The organism is Bradyrhizobium sp. WSM4872, assembly GCF_055811715.1.
The window spans coordinates 122,588-148,246 of sequence record NZ_JBVVPT010000018.1 but is presented as its reverse complement, the minus strand read 5'-3'; the positions used below and the strand labels follow the sequence as shown (position 1 = coordinate 148,246).

General features: G+C 65.4%; 24 protein-coding genes. 13 read left to right on the top strand and 11 right to left on the bottom strand.

What is annotated here, in order from left to right:
- Window positions 1-207: 207 nt before the first annotated feature.
- Both AC0L3C_RS23270 and AC0L3C_RS23265 read right to left on the bottom strand, forming a co-directional pair.
- On the bottom strand, window positions 208-555 hold the full coding sequence (locus AC0L3C_RS23270) for a hypothetical protein (protein ID WP_473262810.1): 348 nt from the start codon (window positions 553-555) through the stop codon (window positions 208-210).
- A gap of 164 nt (window positions 556-719) precedes the next feature.
- The gene (locus AC0L3C_RS23265; RefSeq protein WP_354169671.1) at window positions 720-1,526 is read right to left on the bottom strand and encodes a hypothetical protein; all 807 of its coding nucleotides are present in this window, start codon (window positions 1,524-1,526) and stop codon (window positions 720-722) included.
- Between the two features lie 229 nt (window positions 1,527-1,755).
- Between AC0L3C_RS23265 and AC0L3C_RS23260 the strand changes: the two genes are divergently transcribed.
- A complete protein-coding gene (locus AC0L3C_RS23260) occupies window positions 1,756-2,049 on the top strand; it encodes an antibiotic biosynthesis monooxygenase (protein ID WP_007607017.1) in 294 nt (97 codons plus the stop codon).
- A 207-nt stretch (window positions 2,050-2,256) separates the two neighbouring features.
- Here the strand turns inward: AC0L3C_RS23260 and AC0L3C_RS23255 are convergent, their stop codons facing one another.
- On the bottom strand, window positions 2,257-3,702 hold the full coding sequence (locus AC0L3C_RS23255) for a helix-turn-helix domain-containing protein (protein ID WP_473278922.1): 1,446 nt from the start codon (window positions 3,700-3,702) through the stop codon (window positions 2,257-2,259).
- Between the two features lie 231 nt (window positions 3,703-3,933).
- Here AC0L3C_RS23255 and AC0L3C_RS23250 point away from each other — a divergent pair, with 231 nt between their 5' ends.
- The 3 genes from AC0L3C_RS23250 to AC0L3C_RS23240 all read left to right on the top strand — a co-directional run bounded on the left by AC0L3C_RS23250 (window position 3,934) and on the right by AC0L3C_RS23240 (window position 6,556).
- Entirely contained in the window at window positions 3,934-5,565 is a 1,632-nt protein-coding gene (locus AC0L3C_RS23250; RefSeq protein ID WP_456765628.1) for an isocitrate lyase, read from the top strand.
- A gap of 30 nt (window positions 5,566-5,595) precedes the next feature.
- Window positions 5,596-5,802: a DUF4170 domain-containing protein gene (locus tag AC0L3C_RS23245; RefSeq protein WP_007595122.1), complete on the top strand. Its 207-nt coding sequence runs from the start codon at window positions 5,596-5,598 to the stop codon at window positions 5,800-5,802.
- A 199-nt stretch (window positions 5,803-6,001) separates the two neighbouring features.
- The gene (locus AC0L3C_RS23240) at window positions 6,002-6,556 is read left to right on the top strand and encodes a hypothetical protein (RefSeq protein ID WP_473409074.1); all 555 of its coding nucleotides are present in this window, start codon (window positions 6,002-6,004) and stop codon (window positions 6,554-6,556) included.
- 57 nt (window positions 6,557-6,613) lie between these two features.
- On the opposite strand, the gene AC0L3C_RS23235 is transcribed toward AC0L3C_RS23240, so the two are convergent.
- Complete coding sequence (locus tag AC0L3C_RS23235; protein ID WP_473409073.1) at window positions 6,614-7,495, bottom strand: metallophosphoesterase family protein; 882 nt, start codon at window positions 7,493-7,495, stop codon at window positions 6,614-6,616.
- An 80-nt stretch (window positions 7,496-7,575) separates the two neighbouring features.
- Between AC0L3C_RS23235 and AC0L3C_RS23230 the strand changes: the two genes are divergently transcribed.
- The 5 genes from AC0L3C_RS23230 to AC0L3C_RS23210 all read left to right on the top strand — a co-directional run bounded on the left by AC0L3C_RS23230 (window position 7,576) and on the right by AC0L3C_RS23210 (window position 11,565).
- Window positions 7,576-8,067, top strand: coding sequence for an NUDIX domain-containing protein (locus AC0L3C_RS23230; RefSeq protein WP_473262816.1), 492 nt, complete (start codon window positions 7,576-7,578; stop codon window positions 8,065-8,067).
- Window positions 8,068-8,129: 62 nt separating this feature from the next.
- On the top strand, window positions 8,130-9,077 hold the full coding sequence (locus tag AC0L3C_RS23225) for a glycosyltransferase family 2 protein (protein WP_473409072.1): 948 nt from the start codon (window positions 8,130-8,132) through the stop codon (window positions 9,075-9,077).
- Window positions 9,078-9,144: 67 nt separating this feature from the next.
- The gene (locus AC0L3C_RS23220) at window positions 9,145-9,660 is read left to right on the top strand and encodes a GNAT family N-acetyltransferase (protein ID WP_473409071.1); all 516 of its coding nucleotides are present in this window, start codon (window positions 9,145-9,147) and stop codon (window positions 9,658-9,660) included.
- A 37-nt stretch (window positions 9,661-9,697) separates the two neighbouring features.
- Window positions 9,698-10,375, top strand: coding sequence for a methyltransferase domain-containing protein (locus AC0L3C_RS23215; RefSeq protein ID WP_473409070.1), 678 nt, complete (start codon window positions 9,698-9,700; stop codon window positions 10,373-10,375).
- A 32-nt stretch (window positions 10,376-10,407) separates the two neighbouring features.
- Window positions 10,408-11,565, top strand: a complete 1,158-nt coding sequence (locus tag AC0L3C_RS23210) for a hypothetical protein (RefSeq protein ID WP_473409069.1) — start codon at window positions 10,408-10,410, stop codon at window positions 11,563-11,565.
- A 22-nt stretch (window positions 11,566-11,587) separates the two neighbouring features.
- On the opposite strand, the gene AC0L3C_RS23205 is transcribed toward AC0L3C_RS23210, so the two are convergent.
- The 6 genes from AC0L3C_RS23205 to AC0L3C_RS23180 all read right to left on the bottom strand — a co-directional run bounded on the left by AC0L3C_RS23205 (window position 11,588) and on the right by AC0L3C_RS23180 (window position 21,474).
- A complete protein-coding gene (locus AC0L3C_RS23205; RefSeq protein ID WP_473409068.1) occupies window positions 11,588-13,948 on the bottom strand; it encodes a TonB-dependent receptor in 2,361 nt (786 codons plus the stop codon).
- Between the two features lie 148 nt (window positions 13,949-14,096).
- Window positions 14,097-14,501: a DUF2946 family protein gene (locus AC0L3C_RS23200; protein ID WP_473409067.1), complete on the bottom strand. Its 405-nt coding sequence runs from the start codon at window positions 14,499-14,501 to the stop codon at window positions 14,097-14,099.
- Between the two features lie 149 nt (window positions 14,502-14,650).
- The gene (locus AC0L3C_RS23195) at window positions 14,651-16,714 is read right to left on the bottom strand and encodes a hypothetical protein (protein ID WP_473409066.1); all 2,064 of its coding nucleotides are present in this window, start codon (window positions 16,712-16,714) and stop codon (window positions 14,651-14,653) included.
- Between the two features lie 7 nt (window positions 16,715-16,721).
- Window positions 16,722-19,535, bottom strand: coding sequence for a DUF4159 domain-containing protein (locus tag AC0L3C_RS23190; RefSeq protein WP_473409065.1), 2,814 nt, complete (start codon window positions 19,533-19,535; stop codon window positions 16,722-16,724).
- Window positions 19,532-20,476 carry a DUF58 domain-containing protein gene (locus AC0L3C_RS23185; RefSeq protein WP_473262824.1) on the bottom strand — a complete coding sequence of 315 codons (945 nt, stop codon included), beginning with the start codon at window positions 20,474-20,476 and terminating at the stop codon, window positions 19,532-19,534. The genes AC0L3C_RS23190 and AC0L3C_RS23185 overlap by 4 nt, the downstream gene beginning before the upstream one ends.
- Window positions 20,476-21,474: an AAA family ATPase gene (locus AC0L3C_RS23180; protein ID WP_473262825.1), complete on the bottom strand. Its 999-nt coding sequence runs from the start codon at window positions 21,472-21,474 to the stop codon at window positions 20,476-20,478. Before AC0L3C_RS23180 ends, AC0L3C_RS23185 begins: the two co-directional genes overlap by 1 nt.
- Window positions 21,475-21,754: 280 nt before the next feature.
- Between AC0L3C_RS23180 and AC0L3C_RS23175 the strand changes: the two genes are divergently transcribed.
- The 4 genes from AC0L3C_RS23175 to AC0L3C_RS23160 are packed head-to-tail and all read left to right on the top strand — an operon-like array spanning window position 21,755 to window position 24,560.
- Complete coding sequence (locus AC0L3C_RS23175) at window positions 21,755-22,366, top strand: DUF1285 domain-containing protein (protein WP_473409064.1); 612 nt, start codon at window positions 21,755-21,757, stop codon at window positions 22,364-22,366.
- Entirely contained in the window at window positions 22,363-23,034 is a 672-nt protein-coding gene (locus tag AC0L3C_RS23170) for a CoA pyrophosphatase (RefSeq protein ID WP_027568565.1), read from the top strand. Before AC0L3C_RS23175 ends, AC0L3C_RS23170 begins: the two co-directional genes overlap by 4 nt.
- Window positions 23,031-23,294, top strand: a complete 264-nt coding sequence (locus AC0L3C_RS23165) for a DUF6111 family protein (protein WP_018454951.1) — start codon at window positions 23,031-23,033, stop codon at window positions 23,292-23,294. Before AC0L3C_RS23170 ends, AC0L3C_RS23165 begins: the two co-directional genes overlap by 4 nt.
- Before the next feature lie 9 nt (window positions 23,295-23,303).
- On the top strand, window positions 23,304-24,560 hold the full coding sequence (locus tag AC0L3C_RS23160) for a CCA tRNA nucleotidyltransferase (protein ID WP_473409063.1): 1,257 nt from the start codon (window positions 23,304-23,306) through the stop codon (window positions 24,558-24,560).
- An 8-nt stretch (window positions 24,561-24,568) separates the two neighbouring features.
- On the opposite strand, the gene AC0L3C_RS23155 is transcribed toward AC0L3C_RS23160, so the two are convergent.
- On the bottom strand, window positions 24,569-25,552 hold the full coding sequence (locus AC0L3C_RS23155; RefSeq protein WP_473409062.1) for an AraC family transcriptional regulator: 984 nt from the start codon (window positions 25,550-25,552) through the stop codon (window positions 24,569-24,571).
- Between the last annotated feature and the right edge of the window lie 107 nt (window positions 25,553-25,659).

Below are 25,659 nucleotides of genomic sequence, written 5' to 3'. Positions count from 1 at the left end.
CCCCGGCAGGTTCTATTTTTCTCCCGGGGGGGGCGCCGCCCACCCCCGCCCCCGGGGGGGGTGGGGGGGGCGCGCGGCGCGGGGCCGCGACGGGTGAGGGTATCTCTCCGCGCGTGAGCCTGCTGCAGTTGAATTCGCGGAAACAACCCCTCATCCGGCGCTTCGCGCCACCTTCTCCCACAAAGGGAGAAGGAAGAAGCTGAGCGCCTACTTCGCCTTCTTGGCTTTGGCTTTCTTGGCCTTCTTCACCGGCTTGTCCTTGGGCGCTTTCTTCTCCACCTTCACCGCAACCGGCGTGCTGGCGGCGATTCGCATCGACCGCGCGTAGCTGTCGGCGACGTTGTCGGCGGACATCTGCAGGCGCTTGGCGGCCGCAATGGCCTGCTCCATGGTGGCCTTGGCCATCATCTTGAAGCGGTCGCCGGTCTCCTTGCCCTTGGCCTTGGCCGCAAGGCCGTTGAATCGATCCCGCCGCTCCTTGGCGCGGGACATCAGGCCCGTATGCAGCTGTCTGGCCAGTTGCCGGATCACGACATCCAGGTCGGCGTCCGCCATGTTGTTCTATCCTCTTCGAAAACAATATCGATGCGGGCGGGACTATGCAGATCAGGCCCCACCTTGGCAATTCCCGGCCACGCGTCATCCGCAGCTTCCGGTGAGCAAAACAAAAGAGCCGCGCTGCGTGCGCGGCTCTTGGGCTTGGTTTGGCGCTTTCTGTCTTACTTCAGCGAGGCGACCGGGCCGCTCGAGGCTGCCGGATCGGGGTCGAAGCCGAACACGCCGACCAGATATTTGTAATAGTCCGGCAACTTCTCCTTGAGCGCCTCGCGCGACTTCGGGTCGTGGAATTCGCTCTTCCCGGCCAGGAAGATGCTGGCGGTCACCGCGAAGAACTCCATGTGATTCTTCAGCGCATAGGATTCCTTGGGCAGGAGATCCTTGGACTTGGCGTAGGCGTAATAGCCGATCACGCCCTTGTTGGCGTAGCCGTCCGGCAACAGCCGCGCGTGGTAAGCGTGCAGCAGCTCGTGCAGCAGCACGGCTTCCTTTTCGTACCGCATCATGTCCGGCCGCAGCATGATCACGCCAAGGCCGGAATCGACCGCGAGGTCGACGGCGTTCGGATTGCTCCAGCGCTGCTTGTTGGGGTCCCAGACCGTCAGCGTGCGGGGAGCGGTGCGCTGGATGTCAGGCGTGACCCGGCCGTAGCAGGCGGTCGCGGCGCCTTCGTCGAGGCAGGCCAACTCGCTGGCGATGATCGGGACCGTGCGGAAGAAGCGCAGCACGCGCGGCGAGAGGCCGGCAGCCTCGACCACGTCGATCTGGCTCTTCACATTGTCGGTGAGCTTGTCGACATCCTTGCGGTCGGAATTCTCCGACAGGTCGAACATGTAGCCGCGGTAGCTCTGGAAGCCCGGCGGTAACGCCTGCGCTGCGCCGGCGGACGCATCAAGCGGTCCGGCATGGGACGAATTGGCAAAGAGCGCGCCGACAATGGTCGCGGTCAGCAGCAACGCAATGCGCATGATGAACCCCCTGATGTCACTTCACGCGGCAGGATAAGCCGCCGTTGTTTGCGAAAAGTGAGTGGGGCGAGACTAAGGCAGCGATGTTGAGGCGTGCTTAATCGATCGTTGCGGATCGCGGAACTGAATTAGCGCCGGGTTAACCAAGCGTGGATTGCCCACGCGCTTCGGCGTAGCATGCGGTCCGGGCACCAGGCCCTCAAACCAGATAGCCGGAAGGGAGGATGCCATGTATGCCGCCATCCGTCAGGCCAAGGCGAAAAGCGGGAGCGCCGAAGAGTTGGCGCGCCGTATCAAGGAAGGCGCCGTTCCGATCATCAGCGACGTCGACGGCTTCCGCGCCTATTACGTCGTCTATGCCGGCGACGACACGGTCACGGCGATTTCGATCTTCGACAAGTTCGAGCAGGCGGAGGAGGCGAACAGGCGTGCGATCGCCTGGATCGAGAAGGATCTGGGCGCGCTGCTTGCAGGCGACGCCCGCGCCGCCGCGGGGCCGGTGATCGTGCATACGCTGGCGTAGGGATTGGGCGGATTGCTGCTTCCCCGATGTCGTCCTGGCGAAAGCCAGGACCCATTACCCCAGCGAGTCGTTGTGGCACGAGATCGTAGTTACGAATCTTCGCCAAACTCGCTTCCGGGGTAATGGGTCCTGGATCTGCGCTTCGCTTGTCCAGGACGACAGCGGAGTGAATGGCGTGCGCTTGCCACTCAGCGCGCAGCCGTCCCCTTACAACTCCCGTGCATTCGAGAATGCAAAGCTCGACACCCGCCGCGTCGTCTCGTCCAAAATCAGCGTGCGCGTGATCGGCGGCTCGGCGCGCTGGGCGCAGTTTTCCCGTTCGCAGAGACGGCAGTTGACGCCGATCGGCGTGCCCTCCGTTTTCTCCAGATCGATGCCGGCGGCGTAGACGAGGCGCGCGGCGTGACGGATCTCGCAGCCGAGGCCGATGGCGAAGCGCGGCTGCGGCAGCGGGTGCGGCGCGACGGGGCGGCGCACCATCTGCGCGATCGAGAAATAGCGCGTGCCGTCGGACAGCTCGATCACCTGCTTCAGCAGGCGATCAGGCGTATCGAAGGTCGAGTGCACGTTCCACAACGGACATGTGCCGCCGAATTTCGAGAACGGGAACGTGCCCGATGAAAATCGCTTCGAGACGTTGCCGGCATTGTCGACACGAAGCAGGAAGAACGGGATGCCGCGCGCATTCGGCCGCTGCAGGGTGGTGAGCCGATGGCAGACCTGCTCGAAGCCGGAATTGAAGCGCTGCGCCAGCAGATGGATGTCGTAGTTCAATGCTTCCGCCGCAGCCAGGAAAGCCGGGTAGGGCATCATCACGGCGGCCGCAAAGTAGTTGCCGAGCGTGATGCGGAACAGGCGGCGCGGTGTATCGTCCAGCGGGCCGGCGCGGGCGATGATGGTCTCCAGGGCTTGCGCGCATTCCACCAGGCCAAGCTGAAAGGCGAGTTGGAACGCGCGGCCGGGCGGATCGACCAGCTCGGAGATCAGGAGCTGGCGGCGGTGGCGGTCGAACCGCCTCAGCGTCTCCCGCATCACGTCCACCGGCATGATGCGGGTCTGGATCGAATGCTTCTCACGCAGCCGCGCCGCGAGCGCCGCATAAAGCTCTTCGGCCGGCACGTTCAGCTCGTCGCGCAGAGTCTCCGCGGCCTGCTCGAGTTCCGGAAAGTAGTTGCGGTTGGCCTCGATCAGCTCGCGGACGCGCTCGACCGGATTGGCCTCATAGCGGGTGCCGACGTCGCGGTCGGCCATTTGTGCCGCGGCCAGCGTCTCGCCCTGCCGGGCCTCGGTATAGGCGGCATAGAGCCGTTGCAGCGCATGGGTGACGCCGGGGCAGAGCTCGGCGAGATCGCGCAGTTCCTGCTTGGGAACGTCGATCTGGCGGAACAGCGGGTCGGAGAAGATCTCGTTGAGCTCGGCGAAGAAGCGGTCCTCGTCGGCGGTCGCGAGGTCGCGCAGGTCGAGGTCGTAGGTTTCGGCCAGCCGCAGCAGGATCTGGGCGGTCACCGGACGCTGGTTGCGCTCGATCAGATTGACATAGCTCGGCGAGATCCCGAGCCCCTCGGCGATCTGGGTCTGCGACAGCCCCAATTGCTGCCGGATCCGCCGGAAGCGCGGGCCGACGAAGAGCTTCTTGCTGGAACCGGCGGGCATTCTCAGGTCTCCGGAGGCGGTATCAAGGGCAGGCTTGCTGACCAATTTAATTTACAATATTTACAAAGTGACATCTATTACAAGTACCGATGTTACATGACATCACCATTCAAATACAAGCCCACTATACGAGCTGAGCTTTCTCGCGTTTAGCTTCTGACACGCATCTCGCAATGCATTGTCAAGAATGTCGATGGCTGGTGGCCATCGTCGGCGAAAAGGATCAGGCACATGAACTACCAACCCCGCGGCATCAGCACCCTCCAGGCCCCCGCCTCGTATCAGAGTGAAGTCGAGGCGGCCCGCTCGCTACTGGAGACCCAGCCGACCTGGAACGGGGTGTCGGCCGAGGCCGTCGCCCGCATGCGCCTGCAGAATCGCTTCAAGACCGGCCTCGACGTCGCCCGCTACACCGCGGCGCTGATGCGGGCGGACATGGCCGCCTATGACGGCGATCCCACCAAATACACGCAGTCGCTGGGCTGCTGGCACGGCTTCATCGCCCAGCAGAAGCTGATCTCGGTCAAGAAGCACTTTGGCAAGACCGATCGCACCTATTTGTACCTGTCCGGCTGGATGATTGCGGCGCTGCGCTCCGAGTTCGGCCCGCTGCCCGACCAGTCGATGCACGAGAAGACCTCGGTCCCAGCGCTGATCGAAGAGCTCTACACTTTCCTCCGTCAGGCCGACTCGCGCGAGCTGAACGATATCTTCCGCAACCTCGATAAGGCCCGCAAGGAAGGCGACAAGACCCGGGAGAAGGAGTTGATCGAGAAGATCGACAACTTCCAGACCCATGTCGTCCCCGTGATCGCCGACATCGACGCCGGCTTCGGCAATGCGGAGGCGACCTATCTGCTCGCCAAGAAGATGATCGAGGCGGGTGCCTGCGCGCTCCAGATCGAGAACCAGGTCTCGGACGAGAAGCAGTGCGGCCACCAGGACGGCAAGGTCACCGTGCCGCACGAGGTGTTCCTGGCCAAGATCCGGGCCTGCCGCCACGCCTTCCTCGAACTCGGCGTCGAAGACGGCATCGTCGTGACCCGCACCGACTCGCTCGGCGCCGGCCTGACCCAGCAGATCGCGGTCAGCCACAAGCCCGGTGACCTCGGCGACCAGTACAACAGCTTCCTGGATTGCGAGGAAGTGACGGCGGAGAACGCCCGCAACGGCGACGTCATCATCAATCGCAACGGCAAGATGATGCGTCCGAAGCGGCTGCCCTCGAATCTCTATCAGTTCCGCCCGGGCACCGGCGAAGACCGTTGCGTGCTGGACTGCATCACCTCGCTGCAGAACGGTGCCGACCTGCTCTGGATCGAGACCGAGAAGCCGCATATCGAGCAGATCGCCAAGATGGTCGACCGGATCCGCAAGGTGGTTCCGAACGCGAAGCTGGCCTACAACAACTCGCCCTCGTTCAACTGGACCCTCAATTTCCGTTGGCAGGTCTACGACGCGATGAAGGAAGCGGGTAAGGACGTCAGCAAGTACAATCGCGCCGAGCTGATGAAGGTCGAGTACGACGATACGCCGCTGGCGAAGGAAGCCGACGAGCGCATCCGTACCTTCCAGGCGGATTCGGCCAAGCGTGCCGGCATCTTCCACCACCTGATCACGTTGCCGACCTACCACACGGCGGCGCTCTCGACCGACAATCTGGCGAAGGAATATTTCGGCGACCAGGGCATGCTCGGCTACGTCAAGAACGTCCAGCGCGCCGAGATCCGTCAGGGTATCGCCTGCGCCAAGCACCAGAACATGGCCGGCTCCGACATCGGCGACGACCACAAGGAATACTTCGCCGGCGAGGCTGCCCTGAAGGCGGGCGGCGCCCACAACACGATGAACCAGTTCGGCTAACGCATCACGCTAATCGACAGGAGACTGACAATGACCAACAGCAATTTCTGGGTGATCGGCGGCGAGTTCGGCTCGATGAACTTCCACAAGCTGGTGGAAGGCTCGGCCCAGGTGCAGGGTCCGTTCAAGACCCGCAAGGAGGCCGAGGACGCCTGGCGCTCGGTCTCGGAAGAGAACCGCCACAAGGCCGGCGTCCGCTTCTCGATCGTGGAAGAGCCGTCGCGGGTCTCGGCCTGACAATCTGAACTGACATGACAATCTGAATAAGAAGACGTCCAAGGACGGAGGGTCCCATCCGGCGCAAGCCGGGTGGGATCGTCTGTTTTTGGCACAGGTGAACGACCTGTGGGCACCGTAAGTAACTGGAATTGTAGGGCCTTTGCGGACACTTTGGTTGCTGATAGGTTAATCCGGCCAAGTGAGGACGAGGCCGCCAATGTCAGAGCCCGAGACCAGCGGGATCCATCCCACCCAGCCGCGCCCGGTGCGGCTGCGCGATGCGCTGTTGCGCGCGCGGATCGAGGCCGCCGACCGGACCGGCGTCGTCGTCGATTTGCGCGATGCCGAGGTGGCGCGGCTCGAGATCCTCAACGATTCGCTCGATCCCCTGTTCGCGCAGGTGCCTGACAAGATCGACCTGTTCGACCGCGGCATCAGCCAGGGCGATACGCCCAGGCTCTGGATCGACGTCGTCGCGCACATCTTGATGGGGCGCGACAAGCGGATGTACCGCTTCGTGCAGGACACCCGCTTCGGCCGCATCGTGCTCGCCGAATCGCACGACACCGCTGTCATCGTCGAGGCCGTGACCGATTACGTCGCCCGCCGCATGATCGAGCGCGAGCATGCGATGGTGATCCCGCCCGAGCCGAAGCCCGAGGTCGCGCCGCCGCGGCGCCGCTCGCGCCTCTGGCCATTCGTGTTCGGATTTGTGCTCGGCGCCGCCGCGCTGTTCGGGGTTGCTGTGCTCGCGGCCCTACGGAGCTGGTGAACTTTCCTCCACTGTCATTCCGGGTTCATGCTTCGCATGCCCCGGAATGACAGTGGTCTAAATCAACTTCACATGCTTGATCTGCCCGATCTGAAATCCGACCCCCACGCTCCGCACCGTCTGCTCGCAACGCCAGCCGGTGTTATCCTTCTCGATCGTGAACAGATTGTAGGCCGCAGCCGGGGTGTGCCCGTGCGCGAGCGCGGAGGCCGACGGCACGCCGATCGAGGGGATGTTGCCGTTGGGGCCTTCGAACCACATCGTCGAATGAATGTGGTCGTGCCCGTGCAGGATCAGCTCGACGCCGTGGCGTTGCAAAAGCGTCAGCAGTCCGGCGGAGTCAGTCATCCGCTTGTGGCGCGCGCCGGACTTCAGCGGATGATGCACCAGCAGCACGCGAAACACGTCCTCGGCTGCGAGCCGCCCGAGCACCTGTTCGAGGGACGCGAGCTGATCCCGTCCAAGCGTGCCTGTCGCCATCAAAGGCAAGGTCGGTACCGCCGTGGACAGGCTGATCAGCGCGAGCGGCCCGCGCCGGCGCAGGCTCGGAAAGCCGATACGGCCGTCGTCCCCCGCAAGATAGGGCGCGAAGGTTTCCCCGAAGCGATGAAAGGTGGCGCGGACATAGGCGTCGTGATTGCCGGGAATCGTGGTGACGCGATCGGGCGGGCCGACGCCGTCGAGCCAGGCGCGCGCCGGCGCGAATTCCGCCTCCAGCGCCAGATTGACGAGATCGCCGGTGACCGCGATGTGGTCGGGACCTTGCGCCTTCACGTCGGCGACGAGTGCGTCGAGCACCTCGCGGCGCTGGTACTTGTGACGGTTGCGCGTCCAGTTGACATAGCCGAACGCGCGCTTGCCGGCGAGCTCGATCAACCGCGGCTTCGGCAGCGGCGGCAGATGCGGGTCGGACAGATGGGCGAGCGTGAAGGGGGCCATTGGGGGCGATTGCCTCGCTATTCGCCCGATGTAATGGCAAGGTCGCAGGCCAGGTGCAAGCGGGGCATCAAGGGAGCCCGATGGGAGAACGTCTGAACAGCGTCCGACGGAGATTCGAGCCGCTGCTGCGGCGAATCTTCCACGCCTATTTCCTGCTGGTCCGCGGCATGACGCTCGGCGTCCGTGCCGTGGTGCTGGATGCCGACACCAGAGTGTTCCTGGTCCGGCACAGCTACGTCACAGGCTGGTACCTGCCCGGCGGCGGCGTCGATCTCGGCGAGACCATGGAGCAGGCGCTGCGGCGCGAACTCAAGGAGGAGGGGGATATCGATCTCACCGGCGACGCCGTGCTGCACGGCGTCTTCCTCAACAGCCACGTCTCCCGCCGCGACCATGTCGCGGTCTACGTCATCAGGCAGTTCAGGCAGGATCGACTGCCCGCGCCCAACCGCGAGATCGCCGAGTGCGGGTTCTTCGCGGTTACCGCGCTGCCCGAGGGGACCACGCCCGGCACGCGGCTGCGGATTGCGGAAGTCCTTCACGACAGGCCGCGGATTGCGACGTGGCGATGATGGCGGCCTGTGCTAGTAAATCGCCGCGCCTGCGCTGTCGGCGCATGGACGAGGGATGAAGATTGTCTGAATCGACGAGGTCATGGCCATTTCGGGTCGCCGTGCTGGTGCCCTGCTACAATGAGGAAGCCGCCGTCGCGACGGTCGTCGCCGATTTCCGCAAGGCACTGCCTGCGGCCGAGGTCTACGTCTACGACAACAACTCGACCGATCGTACCGCGGCGGTCGCGCGCGAGGCCGGAGCGATCGTGCGCAGCGAGCGGCGCCAGGGCAAGGGCCACGTCGTGCGCCGCATGTTCGCGGACATCGAGGCCGACATCTACGTGCTCGTCGATGGCGATGCGACCTACGACGCGCCGAGCGCCTCGCGCATGATCGACCAGCTCCTCGATGAGCATCTGGATATGGTTGTCGGTCTGCGTGTCGATCAATCGCAAGCGGCCTACCGGCGCGGTCATCGCATCGGCAATCGGCTCTTCACCGGCTTCCTGGCATCGACCTTCGGTCACGCCTTCAAGGACATCCTGTCCGGTTACCGCGTGTTCTCGCGCCGCTTCGTCAAATCCTTCCCGGTCCTGTCCGGCGGTTTCGAGATCGAAACCGAGTTTGCGGTCTATGCGCTGGAATTGTCGCTGCCGGTCGTCGAGGTCGAGACGCCCTATTACGCGCGTCCGGAAGGATCCTTCTCCAAGCTCAATACCTGGCAGGACGGGTTGCGCATCTTCAACACGATGCTGAAGCTCAACCGGTCGGAGCGTCCGCTGCGCTTCTTTTCGGCGATCGGCATCGTCCTCGCGCTGCTGTCGATCGCTTTCGGGCTGCCCGTCGTGATCACCTTCCTCGAGACCGGCCTCGTACCGCGCCTGCCGACTGCCGTGCTCTCCATGGGCCTGATGATCATGGCGCTGCTTTCGGCTTCGTCGGGGCTCGTGCTCGACACCGTGACGCGCGGGCGGCGGGAAATGAAGATGCTCGCCTACCTGTCCCAACCGCCGCTCGGCCGGACCTGAAATTGCCTCCGGAGCCGGGCGCAATCGTATGGACCGCTGCCCTCCAAGGTGATATCCCGCCGACGCGATGAACGATCTCTCCCTCACCATCCGGTCGGAAGCCGCCGGCGATGCCCAGGCCATCGAGCGGCTGCACGAACGCACCTTCGGACCCGGCCGTTTCGTGCTCAGCGCGTACCGCATCCGCGAGCATGTGGATCATGTGCTCGATCTATCCTTCACCGCCCGTGTCGGTACGTTGCTGATCGGATCCGTACGGCAATTGCCGATCTGCGTCGGCGACACGCCGGCCCTGCTGCTCGGGCCCCTGACGGTCGAGCCTCCGTTCCGCAGCCGCGGCGTCGGCCGGCTGTTGCTCGAGCGCGCGCTGAAGGATGCCAAGGCGCAGGGCCACGCCATCGTGCTGCTGGTCGGCGATGAGCCCTATTACAGCCGCGTCGGCTTCAAGCAGGTCGCCAAGGGACGCGTCACCATGCCGGGCCCGGTCGATTACAGCCGGCTCCTCGTCATTGAACTCGTCGAAGGCGCGTTCGAAGGTGTGTCGGGGCCGGTCGGTCCCGACTGGAGCAAGACGCGCACCTGACGCGCCATCGCTTCGAAGCTCACATGAAGGTAGGGCAGTGCCGGTCGATCAGCAATATTACCGGGAAGTGGCGTCCGGGAGCACGGCGGAAAAGCTGCTGATCGCGGCGCGCGACCGTATCTTCCAGGATTTCATCGCCCGGATGCAGCCGTCTGCCTCGGACGAGATCCTGGATGTCGGCGTGTCTGACGTGATCAACGACGGCGCCAACGTGCTGGAACGAAGCTTCCCGCATCAGCACAAGATCACGGCCTGCGGGCTCGGCGAAGGAATAGGATTCAAGGCGGCTTTTCCGCGTTGCCGTTACGTGCAGATCGAACCGAATACGCGGCTGCCGTTTGATGACAATGCGTTCGACGTCGCGACGTCCAATGCCGTGCTCGAACATGCCGGCAGCCACGGAAACCAGGTGCTCCTGGTCGAGGAGCTTTGCCGCGTCGCGCGGCGGGTGTTCATCACTGTGCCCAACAGGTTCTTTCCGGTCGAGCACCACACGGCCATTCCGCTGGCGCATTATCTCGACGGCACCTTCAGGATCGCCTGCAGGGTCGCCGGCAAGTCGGAATGGACTGACGAGCAGAACCTGATCCTGATGACGCGAAAACGACTGCTGGGGCTCGCCGCCAAGTCCTGCACCCCCAAGTCCGCGGCCGTGGGCTACACCGGTTTGTCGCTCGGCCCGCTATCGTCCAATCTCTATCTTGCATTCCGCTAAAGCAGCGCCGCCTCCCCCGCAGCATGATCCCGATGAACAACATCCGCACCAGCAAAGCCGTCTTCGCCGTGTTGTTTCTCGCGGTGCTGGTCGGCCATTTCTGGACCATGATGCGATGGAATGAGGCGCGCGGCGTCTATGACGACATCTGCTACCTCAGGCAGGCGCATCTGTTCCAGAGGTTCGGGCTGGTGGAGGGCTTCGACACCAGCCTCAGCCGCGACGACGATGGCTACCAGAAAGCAAAGCTGAAGGAGATCGGCTACCCCGACTGGAACGATACGACCGCTGCGCCCTGTCACAATCTGATGCCGGCCACGGGGAAGGTCGTCATTCAATACCCGCCGGGTGTCGGCCTCGTGTTGGCGTTGTTTCCGCCGGGTCACCAGGTCGTGCCCATGTACATGCTGGCGACCATTGTCGTCCTCGGCCTTGCGCTGTTTGCGCTTTCTCTCGCGCGCAGGATGAGGTCGGTCCTGATGGCCGGGGCGTTCGGCTGTCTTGCGATCTACCTGATGGTCAATCCGGTCAAGGCGAGCTATTCGATGGCCCCGACCGTCGTCGTGTGCGCGCTCGCAGGATGTCTCACGGCGCGATGGCTGGCGACCCCGCGATCTCAACCGGGGATCTGGCTGCTGGCGCCCATCGGTTTCCTGCTCGGATTGACCGTCGATTTCCGGTTGGCCAATCTCTTCCTGGCGTCCGGCTATGGCGTGTTTCTCCTCGTCGCGTTCCTTGCAGAGCGGAAATTATCCCGGTTCTTGCAGGGGGCCGTGTTCGGCGTCGCGTTGCTGGCCGGCGTGATCCCGACCATCGTCTTTCACGTCGTCAACGCCGGCAGTCCGTTCGCATCGACCTACGGCAACAACCCCGATGTCAGGCCGCTGGATTTCTCGTTCGCAGTGGTCCGGGATTACCTCGCCGACCCGCTCCAGACCTTGCTGATCGTCACCGGAATTGCAGGCTCGATCTGGCTGTTGCGGCAGGCGAACGGCATTCGCCGCGTTGCGCTGCTCACGTTGGCCAATCTGGTGCTCAACCTCGCCTTCTTCTTCACCTATCCGATCGCGACCCCATACTACACGATCCCGATTTCTCTCCTGACATTGTGGACCCTGCTGTTTGCCGTGCTGTTTCAGGAGGCGGCGGAGGACGCCCCTGAAGCAGCCGCTTTGGCCAACGCGCAATGAAGTCCGGCTAGCTATCGCGCTTTCAGAACTTGAAGTTCGCAAACGCCCGCACGCCGATGCCGGGCATCAACACCTCGTCCTTGGTGTAGGACACCGAGTTGCGGATGTTCTCGTTGAGGAGATTGTTGCCGACGATACCCGTCGTCATCTCGCGCGCGCCGAATGCATTCGGGTTGAGCTTGGTCTTATAGCTGACCTCGGCCTTCAGCAAATTGTAGCCTGCCGTCGGCGTCTCCGCGATCACCGCGACGTCGTTATGAGCGAAGGCGTGCAACAGATTGACCCGCATCAACCAGTTGTCGTCGCGCCAGAACACGCCGCCGCCCAGTCTCACCGGCGGAATGCGCGGCACGTTGGTGCCGTCGGTGAAGGTGGCGCGGACCACGTCGAACTGGTTCTCGATGCCCCAGATGCCGCCCTGCAACGCACCGACGTCGAGCTGCGACTGGAATTCGCCGCCGCGGAAGTTCGCGTCCCGCTGCGAATAGACCGCCTGGTTCACCTCGGCGCCCGGCGTGCCGCACGAGGCAAAATCTTCGTCGCACATCACGCCGGTGAGACGGCGATAGATGAAGTTGTTGAAGTGCGTGTAATAGACGGTCGCCTCGAACCGGAACGGTCCCGTCGCCTTGCGCAGGCCGACCTCGACGGATTTTGCGGTCTCGATGCCGAGGTTGGGATTGCCGATGTCGAAGGTCGCGGTCGCATCATGTGCGCCGCGCGAGAACAGCTCCGCCGCCTTCGGCGCGCGCTCGACATATTGCGCGGTGATGCTGCCGACCAGGCCGCCCGGCAGGTCCTGCAACAGGCCGATGCTGCCGCTCTTCGGCGTGAAGGACGGATTGCGGCCGATGCCCGCCTGCGGCGTGCCGTCGGGCAGGAAGTCCGCGGGAAAATCCGGCGTCGTGCCGTGCAGCTCGACATGCTCGATACGGCCGGCGATCTGCGCCCGCGTCGCGTCCGTGAACTTGAACTCGTTGAAGGCGTAACCGGCAACGCGCGTGCTGTTGTTGGGGTCCCACAGGCCGTTGAACAGCGTGCCCGGATTGTCCGGGCTCGGCGCGCTCAATTCCTGATGGCCGACCTGGAAGCCCAGCGCCGTCGTCACCTCGGCGAAGCGCGCGTTGAACGGCATCAGCTGCACCTCGGTGCGGATCTCCTGCTCCTTGTTGGTGAAAGTCTGTCGCACCCCGTCGGTATTGGGATCGGCGGGATCGGCAAGCCCGATCTCGTTGTGTCGGTAGTTGGTCGCGCCGGCCCAGAAGCGAACGACATCGATCGCCGTAGCGTCGGGATGGTACTCGCCCTTGACGTTGATCTTGGTCTGATGGCCGTCGATCCGCGTGTTGTGGTCGGCGCCGTCGATGCCGGGGATGTGGTAGAGCGCGTCGTTCTGCGTGATCGCCGCGCCAATATAGCCGCCTTGGAAAAAGTAGGAGCCGCCGATCGAGGCGCCGTCCGAGCGCGTCGCCGAGTTGGGCTGGCGTCCGTTGGCGAGGGACCGGGTCTGGTCGGTGAGGTACGGGTAGCTCGGGATGCTATAGTCGGTGGTGTTGCGGCCGTAGACGTCGGCATGGAAGGCAAAATTGCCGCCGCCGGTGTCGAGCAGCACGCCGCTCTCGATGCCACGGTCGACCGAACTGAACGCGCTGCGCGTCTCGGCGCTGACGCAAGGCGAAGTCGCGGCGCTCGCGAGCGGCGCCTTGGCCGGCAGGCCGAAGCTCTGGAACGGCTGGGCACCGCAGTTCGGCAGCGCATCCGGAATCCGGTTGTTGGTGGCGCTGACGACGCCGCCGATCGAGGTCGAGCCGTAGCGCAGCGCGGCGGGTCCGCGCACCACCTCGACCTGGTTGGTCGCGAGCGGATCGATCGGGACGAAGTGATCCTCGCCGAGGTCGGAGGCGCCGCCGGAATTGGTGCCGTTCTCGACGATGCCGACGCGGTTGACGTCGAGCCCCCGGATGATTGGCCGGCTGGAGGCGCCGGGCGCGAAGCTCGAGCCGGTGATGCCGGGTTTCGAGAACAGGAGATCGCCGAGCTGGCCGCCGCCCTCGCGGCGGATCTCCTCGTTCGGCACCACCGTGACCGTCGCGAACTGGTTAGTCACGATCGGCAGCACGCCCTGCTGAGGGGCCGCCGGCGTGGAGGTTGCCGGCGTGGCGTCCGCCGTGCGTTCGTGGCTGCGTGTCCGCGCGGTTCGCGTGGGGCGGCCCGGGTTGCGGGTCGGCACCACCGCCCTGCGCACGATCGGGCTCGGGGCCGTCACGGTGACGGCGGGGATCTCGGTCGATGATTTATCCTCGGCCAGCGCCGAGGTGGCGGCGCCGAGCAGGAGCAGGCTTGCTCCGCCAAGACGCTGCGCGCGCCGCAATTTGAATGACATGATCCTGATTCCAGTCAGGCGCCGTCCGCATGCTCGTCTGCTGATCGGAGGCGGCCTGCCGTCGCTGCGCGACGGAATTCGACTTCAACGTCTCCCGGGCATGCGCCTGAAAGCGGCGAGCCCGGGCGTGATCAAGCGTTGTTGGAAGTCAGGACGCGGGAGGGGCGCGGGGCTGGAATGCCGTGCCGGCCGATTTCAAATGGACGAATTCGGCGTCGGTGGTGCGGTAGAGCAGCTCGATCGCCTGCGGCAGCAACAACACAGGCGGCGCCGCGAACATGACGGTGCCGGCCATCGCGACCAATGCGCAGATCGCGCAATTGTCCTCGCCCGGGTGCTCCCGGTCGGGAGCCAACGGCGATTGCCGCTCGACCGCGGCGCGGTCGATCGAAGCGAGAGCTTGGGCGCTGTCGGTCTGCTGCAGCGAGGGCTGGGCGAGGGGAGCGGCCTGGGCGAACCAATGGCTGTGGCCGAACGTCAGCGCGAACTGCACCAGCATCGCGAAGATCGCGAGCCGGGCGCCGTGCCTGATATTCGACCGGAACCACTTCATCTGGAAACGCCACCCCACATCGCGAGGTATCATCCCCTGATCCCGCGATGTTATAATGTAACATCGCGCGATCCGTCAGCGAATGTCAACCGCAGCCACAATGATCCGTTCGGGCGATTGCCGGATGTGTCGTTCGCGCAACAGAGCGATCAGCGCCCTTCGCGCATCCACGTCGCGGCAAACGCGCCGAGCAGCAGCAGCAACCCGATCAGGCCGGCAAAGATCGGCAGCACGCCGACGCCCTTCACCACGCTGGCGTCGCGCATCCGCACGCCCATCCAGCCGTCACCATGGAAGACGCTCGCCGAGCGGACCGGCAGGATGCGCGGCAGCTCGACGCTGGCGCCGTCGACCACCCGCACGGCGTCACCGCCGGTCGCCTGGGTCAGGGGCTTCAACGTCTCGGTGGTGGAGGTGACTTCCGAAAACTCCTTCGGATTGGTCGGGCCGACATTGATCAGCGCCTTCAGCGTGCCGTCGGTGGCTTGCCACAGGCCGAGCTCGCTCGCCGGCAGGCTGGCGCGCCATTCGCCGGGATCGCCGGCTGCAAGCGTCAGGTCGCGCGACACGCCGGACGGCGAGGTCACACTCACCGGCTGAACGCTGTCGGCCATGGTCTGGCGCACCACCACGAGATTCTTGCCCTGCACCTGCAGGCGCAACGCTTCCTCGTCCAGATCCGGCTGCTTCATCAGCCAGTGCGACATCCGCCGCAACAGGTCGAGATGCGGACCACCGCCTTCATAGCCGCGCGCCCACAGCCAGATGTGGTCGGAGAGTAGAAGTGCGACGCGGCCCTCCCCGAAGCGCGACAGGAACAGCAGCGGCTTGCCATCGACGCCCGTCATGACCGGCGGGTTGACCGCATTGCGGGTATCGACGGTGCGGAAGAACCTGCTCCAGCGCGGCGGCTCGGAGGCCGAGCCCTCGAGGCCACGCGTGACGGGATGGCGTTTGCCGACGTCGGACAGATGCGCGTAGAACGGCTTTTCCGTCACGCCGACGGGCTCTGCCGGCAGCACCGAATCCAGCGGCGTGCGCCAGATGCTGGTGTTGGACGCGTAGTCGGGGCCGGCCGAGACCAGCACCGCGCCGCCGGAACGAACGTAGCCTGCGATGTTGTCGAAATAAGCGATCGGCAGCACGCCCTGGCGGGCATAGCGGTCGAAGATGATCAGCTGGAATTCGTTGATCTTCTGCTGGAACAGCTCGCGGGTCGGAAACGCGATCAGCGACAATTCGTTGATCGGCGTGCCGTCCTGCTTCTCCGGCGGCCGCAGAATGGTGAAGTGGACGAGATCGACGCTGGCATCGGACTTGAGCAGGTTGCGCCAGGTGCGCTCGCCGGAATGCGGCTCGCCGGAGACCAGCAGCACGCGCAGCTTGTCGCGCACACCGTCGATGGCGACGACGGCGCGGTTGTTCACCGGCGTCAATTCCCGCTCGAGCGGCGAGGCTTCGATCTCGACGATGTTCGGCCCGGAATGCTTGATGTCGACCTCCACGCTTGCGGCCTGGCCGCTCGAAAGCGTGCGCTCGTTGATGACCTCGCCGTCCCTGCGGACCGTGACCTTGGCGCGCTCGCCGCTGACGCCCTGGTCGTCGAGGCGGTAGGTGATGGTCTGGGGCTGCCCGACGATGCCGAAGCGCGGCGCCGCGATGATGGCGATACGGCGATCGCGCTCGTCCTTCTGCCCGGTGATCAGCGCATGCACCGGAGCCTGGAAGCCGAGCCCGGCGGCGTTGGCCGGTATGTCGTGGACGCGGCCGTCGGTGATCAGGAACGCACCGGCGACGCGGTCGACCGGCACGTCGGACAAGGCCGACGCCAGCGCCCCGAACAGCTTGGTGCCGTCGGTCTCGCCGTCGGCCTGTCCGGCATCGACGACGCGGACCTCGAGCCCCTTGATCTTCTTCAGGCTGTCGACCAGCGCTTCCTGCGCCTGCGCAGCCTCGCGATTGCGATTACCGAAATTCTGGCTCGGGCTCTTGTCGACGACGATTGCGGCGACCGAGGTGAGGGGATCGCGGTCCTCGCGGGTGAACGAGGGATTGGCGAGCGCCAGCAGGAACAGCGCCAACGCGGCCACGCGCACGGCAGCGCCGCGCGCACGTGCCAGCAGCAGCACGAGCGCGATGACGACGATCGCGGCCAGCGCGAGCCACAGGACGATCGTGGGAACGAGCGGCGTGAATGCGATGCCGTAATTCATATCGATCCTACTGCCCCAGCCGTTCGATCAGGGCCGGCGCGTGCACCTGATCGGCCTTGTAGTTGCCGGTCAGCGTGTACATCACAATGTTGGCGCCGGCGCGGTAGGCGAATTCGCGCTGGCGGGGGTCGCCGCCGGTCACCGGCAGCATGGACTGGCCGTCGGGCCGCACGGCCCATGCGCCGGCCAGGTCGTTCGAGGTGATGATGATCGGCGAGACGCCGTCGCCGCCGCGTGCCGGCCGTTGCGCGCCGTCGTCATCGTCTTCACGCGGCAAGGTCTCGACCCAGGTCTGGCCGGTGGTGAAGCGGCCGGGGAAGTCGCGCAGGAGAAAGAAGGTCTTGGTCAGCACGTGCTCGCGCGGCACCGGCTCCAGCTCAGGCACGTCGAGCGAGGACAGGATCTCGCGGAGCGTCTGCATGGCGGGGGTCTGTGCGGCGCCGTTCGCGCCAGGCGGCGCTTCGACCGCGTCGCGGGTGTCGAACAGCACGGTGCCGCCCTGCTTCATGTAGGCGTCGATCTTGTTGATGGCGTCCCGCGACGGCTTCGGCGCGCCCGGCACGATCGGCCAGTAGATCAGCGGGAAGAAGGCGAGTTCGTCACGCGCCGGATCGATGCCGACGGGATCGCCGGCCTCGAGCGCGGTGCGCTGCGCCAGGAACAGCGTCAGTCCTGACAGCCCGGCCCTGACGATGGAATCCACGTCGGCATTGCCGGTCACGACATAGGCGAGGCGGGTCTGCGACACCGCCTTCATCGCGAACTCGTCGGACGCGCTGTCCGCGTGCGACGGCGTCGGCACGAACGAGGCGAGGCCCGCGAGAGCCAACCCAACGACGATCATCGCGGGCGCGGCGCGGCGGCGCAGCAGCGCGGCGAGGCCGCCGCCGAGCACCGCGACAATGATGGCGTCGATCAGGAACAGCGCGAGCGCAGTCGACAGCAGCCAGCCGCGCAAATCCTGCGGCTCGGCGTTGGTGTAGGTGGCATGCCGGGCGCGCAGGCTCGCGGTGTTCAGGGCTGCGATACGGTCGGCGCTGGCAAGCGTGTTCACGGCGAGCGGTCCTTCTGCCGGACCATAAAAGCCCGGCGGATGATCGGGTGTGGCGCGGTCGCGATAATCCGCGGGCAGCGGCTTGGCGGCGGCCGGCGGCGGACCAAAAGCGCCAAAGCCGTCGAGGATGTGCAACGGCGCCACCGTCTCGGCGGTCCCTTCAGTGGCAACGCCTGCGCCTGGCTTGGCGGTATAGCCGGACATGTCGACGACGCGCCGCAGGATTTCGACGAAGGTGCCCGACATCGGCAGATCCGACCAGCGCATGTCGGCGCTGACGTGGAACAGGCTGACGACGCCCTTGCCGCGATGCTCGCCTGTTACCAACGGCGTGCCGTCTTCCAGCGACGCCCAGCTCTTGGTGGCGAGCACGGCATCGGGCTCGGCCAGCACCTGGCGGCTTATCGTGACGTCCTTGGGGACCACGACGCCGGCAAACGGACCATCGGCGGCAAAGGAGGCCAGATGTTGCGGCTTTTCCCAGGTCAGGCTGCCGCCGAGCGTGCGGCCGCCCTTGCGCAGCTTGACCGGAACGAGATCGTCCTCGGCCTGCGCCAGCCGCGGACCGGCGAACCGCACCAGCACGCCGCCCTGGTCGATCCAGGCATTGAGACGCTCGCGGATTTCAGGGGCGATGGTGCCGACATCGGCGAGGATGATCATCGGCAGCTTCTGGTCGAGGAACTGCGTGATGCCCTGCTGCGGCGAGCCCTTGTAGGCGAGCCGCACGTCGGCGAACGGCGCCAGCGCGCGGGTGAGATAGAAGGTCGGCGCCAGCAGCGGCTGCGCGGTCTCGCTGGTGGAGCCCGAGACGATGCCGATGGCGCGGCGGCGCCAGCGCTTGTCGAGCAGCTGCACCGCGCCTGCGGAGCGCTCACCGGCAATTTCAAGGCGCGTGATGTCGTTGCGCAGCTCGACCGGCAGATCGAACGATGCTTCGGTTTCCTTGTTCTGCGGGCCGAACGAATAACGCGCTTCGCCGATCGGCGAGGCCTTCTGGTCCAGTGCGCGCACGGTGCCGATGGCGATTCCGCCGTCGGTGCGCAGCACCTTCACCGTCATTTTGGCGGCGGCGTTCTCGGCCGCGACCAGGGCCAGGGCCGGGGAGGTGCCGCCTTCGAACACGGTCAGGCTGCGATCGCCGATGGTCTTGCCGAGGCCCGTCACGAATTCTTCGCCGCGACCGGTGTCGACGCTGTCGGAGAGCCAGGCGATCTCGCAGTCGCCGGTCGCTTTCAGGAAGCGATCGATTGCGGTCAGGGTCTCGACGCGCTCGATCGAATACGGCTTTGGCGTCAGTTGCCGCAGCGCGACGCGCGCGGCGCCCGCCGGCATCAGGGTGATATCGCGGTTCGGCTCGGACAGCGGCACCAGGGCAATCGCGCGGCGATCGTTCTCGGCACTGGCGATCAATTCGTCGGCGGCCCTGATCCGGATGTCCCAGTTCGAGGCCGCGCTCCAGCCGTCGTCGAACATGATCATCAGTGGCGCCTTGCTCGCGGCCGCGCCTGTTTGCGGATTCCAGATCGGGCCGGCGGCGGCGAAAATGACCAGCGCCGCAGCCAGCAGCCGCAATGCGGTCAGCCACCACGGCGTCCGCGACGGCGTCTCTTCGCGCGGTGCGATGTCGAACAGCAGGCGCGTCGGCGGAAACTCGATGCGGCGCGGCCGCGGCGGCATCACGCGCAACAGCCACCACAGCACCGGCAGGCTGACGAGGCCGATCAGGAGCAGCGGTTCGGTGAAGGCGAGCGGCAGTCCCATCATGCTGCCGGCCCCGCCTTGATCGTGGTGGTGCGGGCGCCCGATTTGCTCACCTGCATGCCGGCATGCAGGAACAGCAAGAGCTCGGCGGCCGAGCGGTCGGTCGCATGCGTCGTGAACAGCCAGTCGAGCTTGTTGGTCTCGGCGCGGATCTGGTCGCGGTGCAGCGCGAGCCGCGCGGTGTAATCCTGCGCCCAGCTCTCGGCGCGGCCGGCGGTGATCACGCCGAACCCTTCGGGCTCGACGAACTCGACGCGGCCGGAATACGGGAATGATTCCTCGGCGGGATCGACGATTTGCACCAGCGTGCCATGCGCACCGGAGCCGGACAGGCCGGCGAGCGTGGTCCTGATCTCGGAGATCGGCGACCAGAAATCTGATAGCACGATCGTCTCGGCCAGCGCCGCGGGCACGAAGGAAGGCGGCAGGCTCAAGCGGTCGGCATCGTCATGCAGCATCGCCTGCGCCATCTTGTCGATGACGCTGCGGCTCGCAGTCGGTGCCATCAGCCCGGGAATGCCGACGCGTTCGCCGCCGGAGACGAGCAGCTCGGCCAACGCGAAGGCGACGATCAGCGTCCGCTCGAGCTTGGATTCGCGCGCCTGCTTTGAAGCGAAGGCCATCGAAGGCGAGCGGTCGGGCCAGATCCAGACCGTGTGCGAGGCTTCCCATTCGAGTTCGCGGACATAGAGAAGATCGTCGCGCGCCGAGCGCCGCCAGTCGACGTTCTGCGACGGCTCGCCGGAGACGAAGCGGCGGTATTGCCAGAAGTTTTCGCCGGAGCCGGCGCGACGGCGGCCGTGCAAACCGTGAATGACGTTGGCGGCGATACGGCGGGCCTCGAGCACCAGGCGCGGCAGCGAAGCGGCGAGCGTGCGGCTTTCGCCATCGGCACGTCGGATCGCGATGATCTCCTTTGCTGCGTGCCCGTTCTCCGCCGCCATCAACCGATCCGTGTCTTGAGCTGCTTGATCACGTCCGGAATCGTGCGGCCTTCGGCGCGCGCCTGGAACGTCAGCGCCATGCGGTGCTTCAGCACGGGCTCGGCGAGGTCGAGCACGTCGTCGATCGAGGGCGCGAGACGGCCGTCGATCAGCGCGCGTGCGCGCACCGCGAGCATCAGCGATTGGCTGGCGCGCGGGCCCGGGCCCCAGGCGATGAACTTGCTGGTGTCGCCGCCGTCCGGACCGGGACGGGCCGAGCGCACCAGCGACAGGATCGCCTCGACCACGGAATCGCCGACCGGCAGGCGCCGGATCAGTCGCTGCGCGGTGATGAGCGCGTCAGGGGTCATCGCGCCCTTCGCCAGCGTCTCGTCGGCGCCGGTGGTCTCGAACAGGATGCGGCGCTCAGCGTCGCGGTCGGGATAGTCGACGTCGATCTCCATCAGGAAACGGTCGAGCTGGGCCTCAGGCAGCGGATAGGTGCCTTCCTGCTCCAGCGGGTTTTGCGTGGCGAGCACGTGGAACGGCTTCGGCAGATCGTGACGCGCGCCGGCAACGGTGATGTGCTGCTCCTGCATCGCCTGCAGCAGCGCCGACTGCGTGCGCGGGCTGGCGCGGTTGATCTCGTCGGCCATCAGCAGTTGCGCGAACACGGGGCCGGAGATGAAGCGGAAGGCACGCTTGCCGCTAGTGCTCTCGTCGAGCACTTCGGCGCCGAGAATATCGGACGGCATCAGATCGGGCGTGAACTGGATGCGCTTGGCATCGAGGCCGAGGGTGATGCCGAGCGTCTCGACCAGCTTGGTCTTGGCGAGACCGGGGACGCCGATCAACAGCGCATGGCCGCCGGAGAGGATGGTGACCAGCGTGTTCTCGATCACGCGATCCTGACCGAAGATGACGGATGCGATCGCATCCTTTGCCGCGCGAATCTGGCTCGACACCTGCTCGGCCGAACGGACGACACCGTCTTCGAGCTTCTCGACACTCTCCGCCATCCGTTAGCTCCTTCAGCCTGCCATGCGGCTCGCTTGCGTCGTCATGTCATCACGTCCTCAACTCGAGACGTGGGCCCTATGCTAGACTTGCAGGAAGGCCATGTATTCGTTGAATTAACCTATCCCCACCTTATCGGCTTAGGGATATGTAGGGCATCACGAAGTGGCGACCTCCACACCGGACGAATGCGGGGTGGAACCGAGCACCCGGATACAACGTAAACCTGCACCAATCGTGCCAAATAACCGATCGTGCCAAGTGACAGAGTCAGGGCAAACCATGGCGAACCAAGGGCAGAGCGTCGATCGCGGTCTCGAGGGGCTGACTGCCGCTGCCAAAACTGCTGCCGATGCCGAAGGTGCCAAAAAGGGCCTGCCTCCGGTGCATTTGTGGAATCCGCCGTTCTGCGGCGATCTCGACATGCGAATCGCGTCGGATGGTACTTGGTTCTACTTGGGGACGCCAATCGGCCGTCATGCCTTGGTTCGCCTGTTCTCGACCATCCTCAAGCGTGAAGGCGACAAGCATTTCCTCGTCACGCCCGTGGAAAAGGTCGGCATTCGCGTCGACGACGCGCCGTTCATGGCGGTCGAGATGCAGAAGGACGGTGAGGACAACCACCGCGTGCTCCGCTTCCGCACCAATGTCGACGACTGGGTCACCTGCGATGCGGCGCACCGGCTGCGCTTCGTGCAGGCCAGAGACGGTGGGCTGACGCCCTATCTGCATGTCCGCGCCGAGCTCTGGGCCAAGGTCACCCGCGCGCTCTATTACGATCTGGTTGACATGGGTGAGGAGCGGATGGTCGATGGCCAGCCGATGTTCGGTGTCGAATCGGCCGGCGAATTCTTCGCCATGGCCGATGCGGAGCAGGTGAGGGCCGCGCTTTGAACAAGCCTATCTCCAGGAACGATCCCGCCGTGATCGGTGCGGCCGACTTCTTCGCCCGCTCTGCCGCGCGTCTCGGCTTCGACGTTCCGCCCGGACTCTACGATCCCAACATCATTCCGGCCTCGGGCGATCCCGGCACCGACAAGATGCTCGAGATCATCGCGCGCGAGCAGCCGGTGCGGCCGGCGGCGGTCCTGATCGCGGTGGTCGATCATCCCGAGCCGACCATCCTCCTGACGCAGCGCTCGGCGCATCTGAACGACCATGCCGGCCAGATCGCCTTTCCCGGCGGCAAGATCGACGCGACTGACCGCTCGCCGCTCGATGCGGCGCTGCGCGAGGCCGAGGAGGAGGTCGGGCTGTCCAGAGACTTCGTCGAGCCGATCGGATATCTCGATCTCTACGGCACCGGCTTCGGCTTCCGCATCCTGCCGACGGTTGCCAGGGTGCGCCCGGGTTTTGAGCTGACGATCAACCATTCCGAGGTTGATGACGCGTTCGAAGTGCCGCTATCCTTCCTGATGAACCCGGCCAACCACCAGGTGCACAGCAAGGAATTCCGCGGCATGGAGCGGTCCTACTACGCGATGCCGTTTGCCGAACGCTACATCTGGGGTGCGACGGCCGGCATGCTCCGTGTGCTCTATGAGCGGATCTATTCATCATGATCAGACCGATCCTGACCGAGATCGGAATCTTCCTCGTTCCCTTTGCCGTCTATGCGCTGTTCCTGGCCGCCACGCGCTCCGGCCTGTTCGTGCAATCGTCCTGGCCGATCACCATCGTCGCGCGTCTCATGCTGGCGGCGCTCGTGCTGGTGATCGCGGGGCTGATCGGGTTTGCGCATTTCTCCGGCGCGGCGCCGGATTCGACCTATGTCCCCGCCCACGTCGAGAACGGCAAGCTCGTGCCGGGCGTGGAAAGATAGGGCCGGCCGATGAGCGCGGTGCCCATGCTCGCCGATGCGCCCTGGCTGATTTCGGGCGGGACCGCGCGCGTCCTGCAATTGCTCAACGCGGATGGCGAGGAGGCACGGGTCGTCGGCGGCGCCGTGCGCAACGCGCTGCTCGGCCTCGTGCCCGGTGACATCGACATCGCGACCACGGCGCTCCCGCACGAGGTGATGCGGCGGGCCAAGAGCGCCGGCATCAAGGCCGTGCCGACCGGCATCGACCACGGCACCGTCACGCTCGTCATCGACAGCCAACCGTACGAAGTCACGACGCTGCGCGAGGATACCGAGACCTTCGGCCGCAAGGCCAAGGTCGCGTTCGGCCGCGACTGGGTGAAGGACGCCGAACGCCGCGACTTCACCATGAACGGGCTGTCGGTCGATGCCGACGGTGTCGTCCACGACTACGTCGGAGGCATCGCGGATGCGGCGGCGCGGCGCGTGCGCTTCATCGGTGATCCCGACCAGCGCATCGCCGAGGATTTCCTGCGCATCCTGCGCTTCTTCCGCATCCACGCCGCCTTCGGTGCCGGCGATCCCGACCGCGACGGCTATTTCGCCTGCATCCGAGGACGCGCGGGCATAGCGAGCCTGTCGGCCGAGCGGCTGCGCATGGAGATGCTGAAGCTGCTGGTCGCTCAGGGCGCCTCTGCCGCCGCGCTCGCCATGGCGGATGGCGGATTGCTGCAGGCGCTGACCGGCGGCGTGGTCTACACCGGGCCGCTCTCGGCGATGATCGCGATCGAGCGCGAGCTCGGCCTTACCGCAAGCAGCACGCGCCGGCTCGCCGCGCTGACGGTCGCTGTGACCGAAGACGCCAAGCGCGTCGCCACGCGCTTGAGGCTCTCCAATGCGGAAACCAAGGCGCTGGATTCGATGGGGCATCGCTGGTGGCGCCTGGCCACCAAGCGCGAAGCCGATGCGCGGCGGCTGCTCTACCGGCTCGGCGCGGAGCGCTATCACGATCGCGTGTTGCTGGGCTGGGCGCGAGCCGGCGGCGACGTCGGGGCGTCGCGATGGCGTGCGCTCGCCGAGCTGCCGCAGCGCTGGACCGCGCCGAAATTTCCGCTTCGCGCCGCCGACTTCATCGCGCGCGGCATGGCGGAAGGACCCTCGCTCGGACATGTGTTGACGCTCGCCGAGGACGCTTGGCTTGCGGCGGATTTTCCCCTAGAGGAAGCCGCCCTCGCTTCCATCGCCGATCAAGCTGCGGCACGCATCAGCCGCGATGAGAGAACGTGACCATCGTCTCATGTGGCGCCGTGGTTCGGTCCCATCCGATATTGCGTCGGTGAGCAGCCGAAGCGATCGCGGAAGCGGCGATTGAAGTAAGTCACTTCATTGAAGCCGCAGGCAAAGGCGATGTCACTCACCTTGGTGTGGTCGTAGCGAACGTCCGACAGCATGGCGCGTGCCTTCTGCAGGCGCAGTTCAAGGACGCGCTCGGAGAATGTCGCGCCGCTCTCGAGCAGCAGATCGCTCGCATAGCGGCGCGACAGCTTAAGGGCATCCGCGATCGCCGTGGTCGACAGAGACGGCTCGGCGAAGCGTTTCTCGATCATTGCGATCAGCTCGCGCTGCCGCGCGGCGCGCAAGCCACGTTCCGCCGCAATCTCCGCGACTTCGCCGCGCGCGCCGAGCGCCAACACGATCAAGTCTCCCAGCATGGCCTTGGCGCGCCGCATCAGCTCCGGGTCTTCGTAGACTTCATCGGCTTCGAGGAGAAAATTGATGGTGCGCTCGAGATGCCGTACCGCCGGATTGGCCGGGTCGAGCAACATGGCCGCGCGATGATCGGCATGCGGAACAAGCTTCAGAATTTGCGCACGAGGTATCGATGCCAAATTCCACGCCGTGAGGCCGTCCGTGAAGCTCGAGACCGGTTGGGCGATGTTGAAGGCGACGACGCTTCCCGATTTCAGCTCGAAGCCCTGGTTTCCCACTGTCCATAATTGCGGCTGGGGGCTGCGATAAAAGCCGACCAGGATGTCATCGCGATCGTTGGCCACGTGCTTGCGCGTGCGCACGTAGTGCCCCGTCGTGGTGGTAAACCGGCCGACGCTCAATTCGCCGAGAAGGACATTCTTCGACGCGGTGTAGAAGGGCTTGTCCTCGGCGTGCTTCATCTCCGCCTTGCCGAGTTGCTCCATCCATATCTCGTGCCACAGCCGGAAACGGGCCTTGTCATTCAGGTAGGATGGAAGCTGGTCCGATGAAAATTCTACCTTCGGCATGTCCGTCGATGATCCTCGCGTGCCGGTTCCATTGGTACCATGAGGCGGCGTGAAAGGCATCGTGGTACCTGTCCATCGATGTGATGCAAAAGCGGACCGCTGTGCAT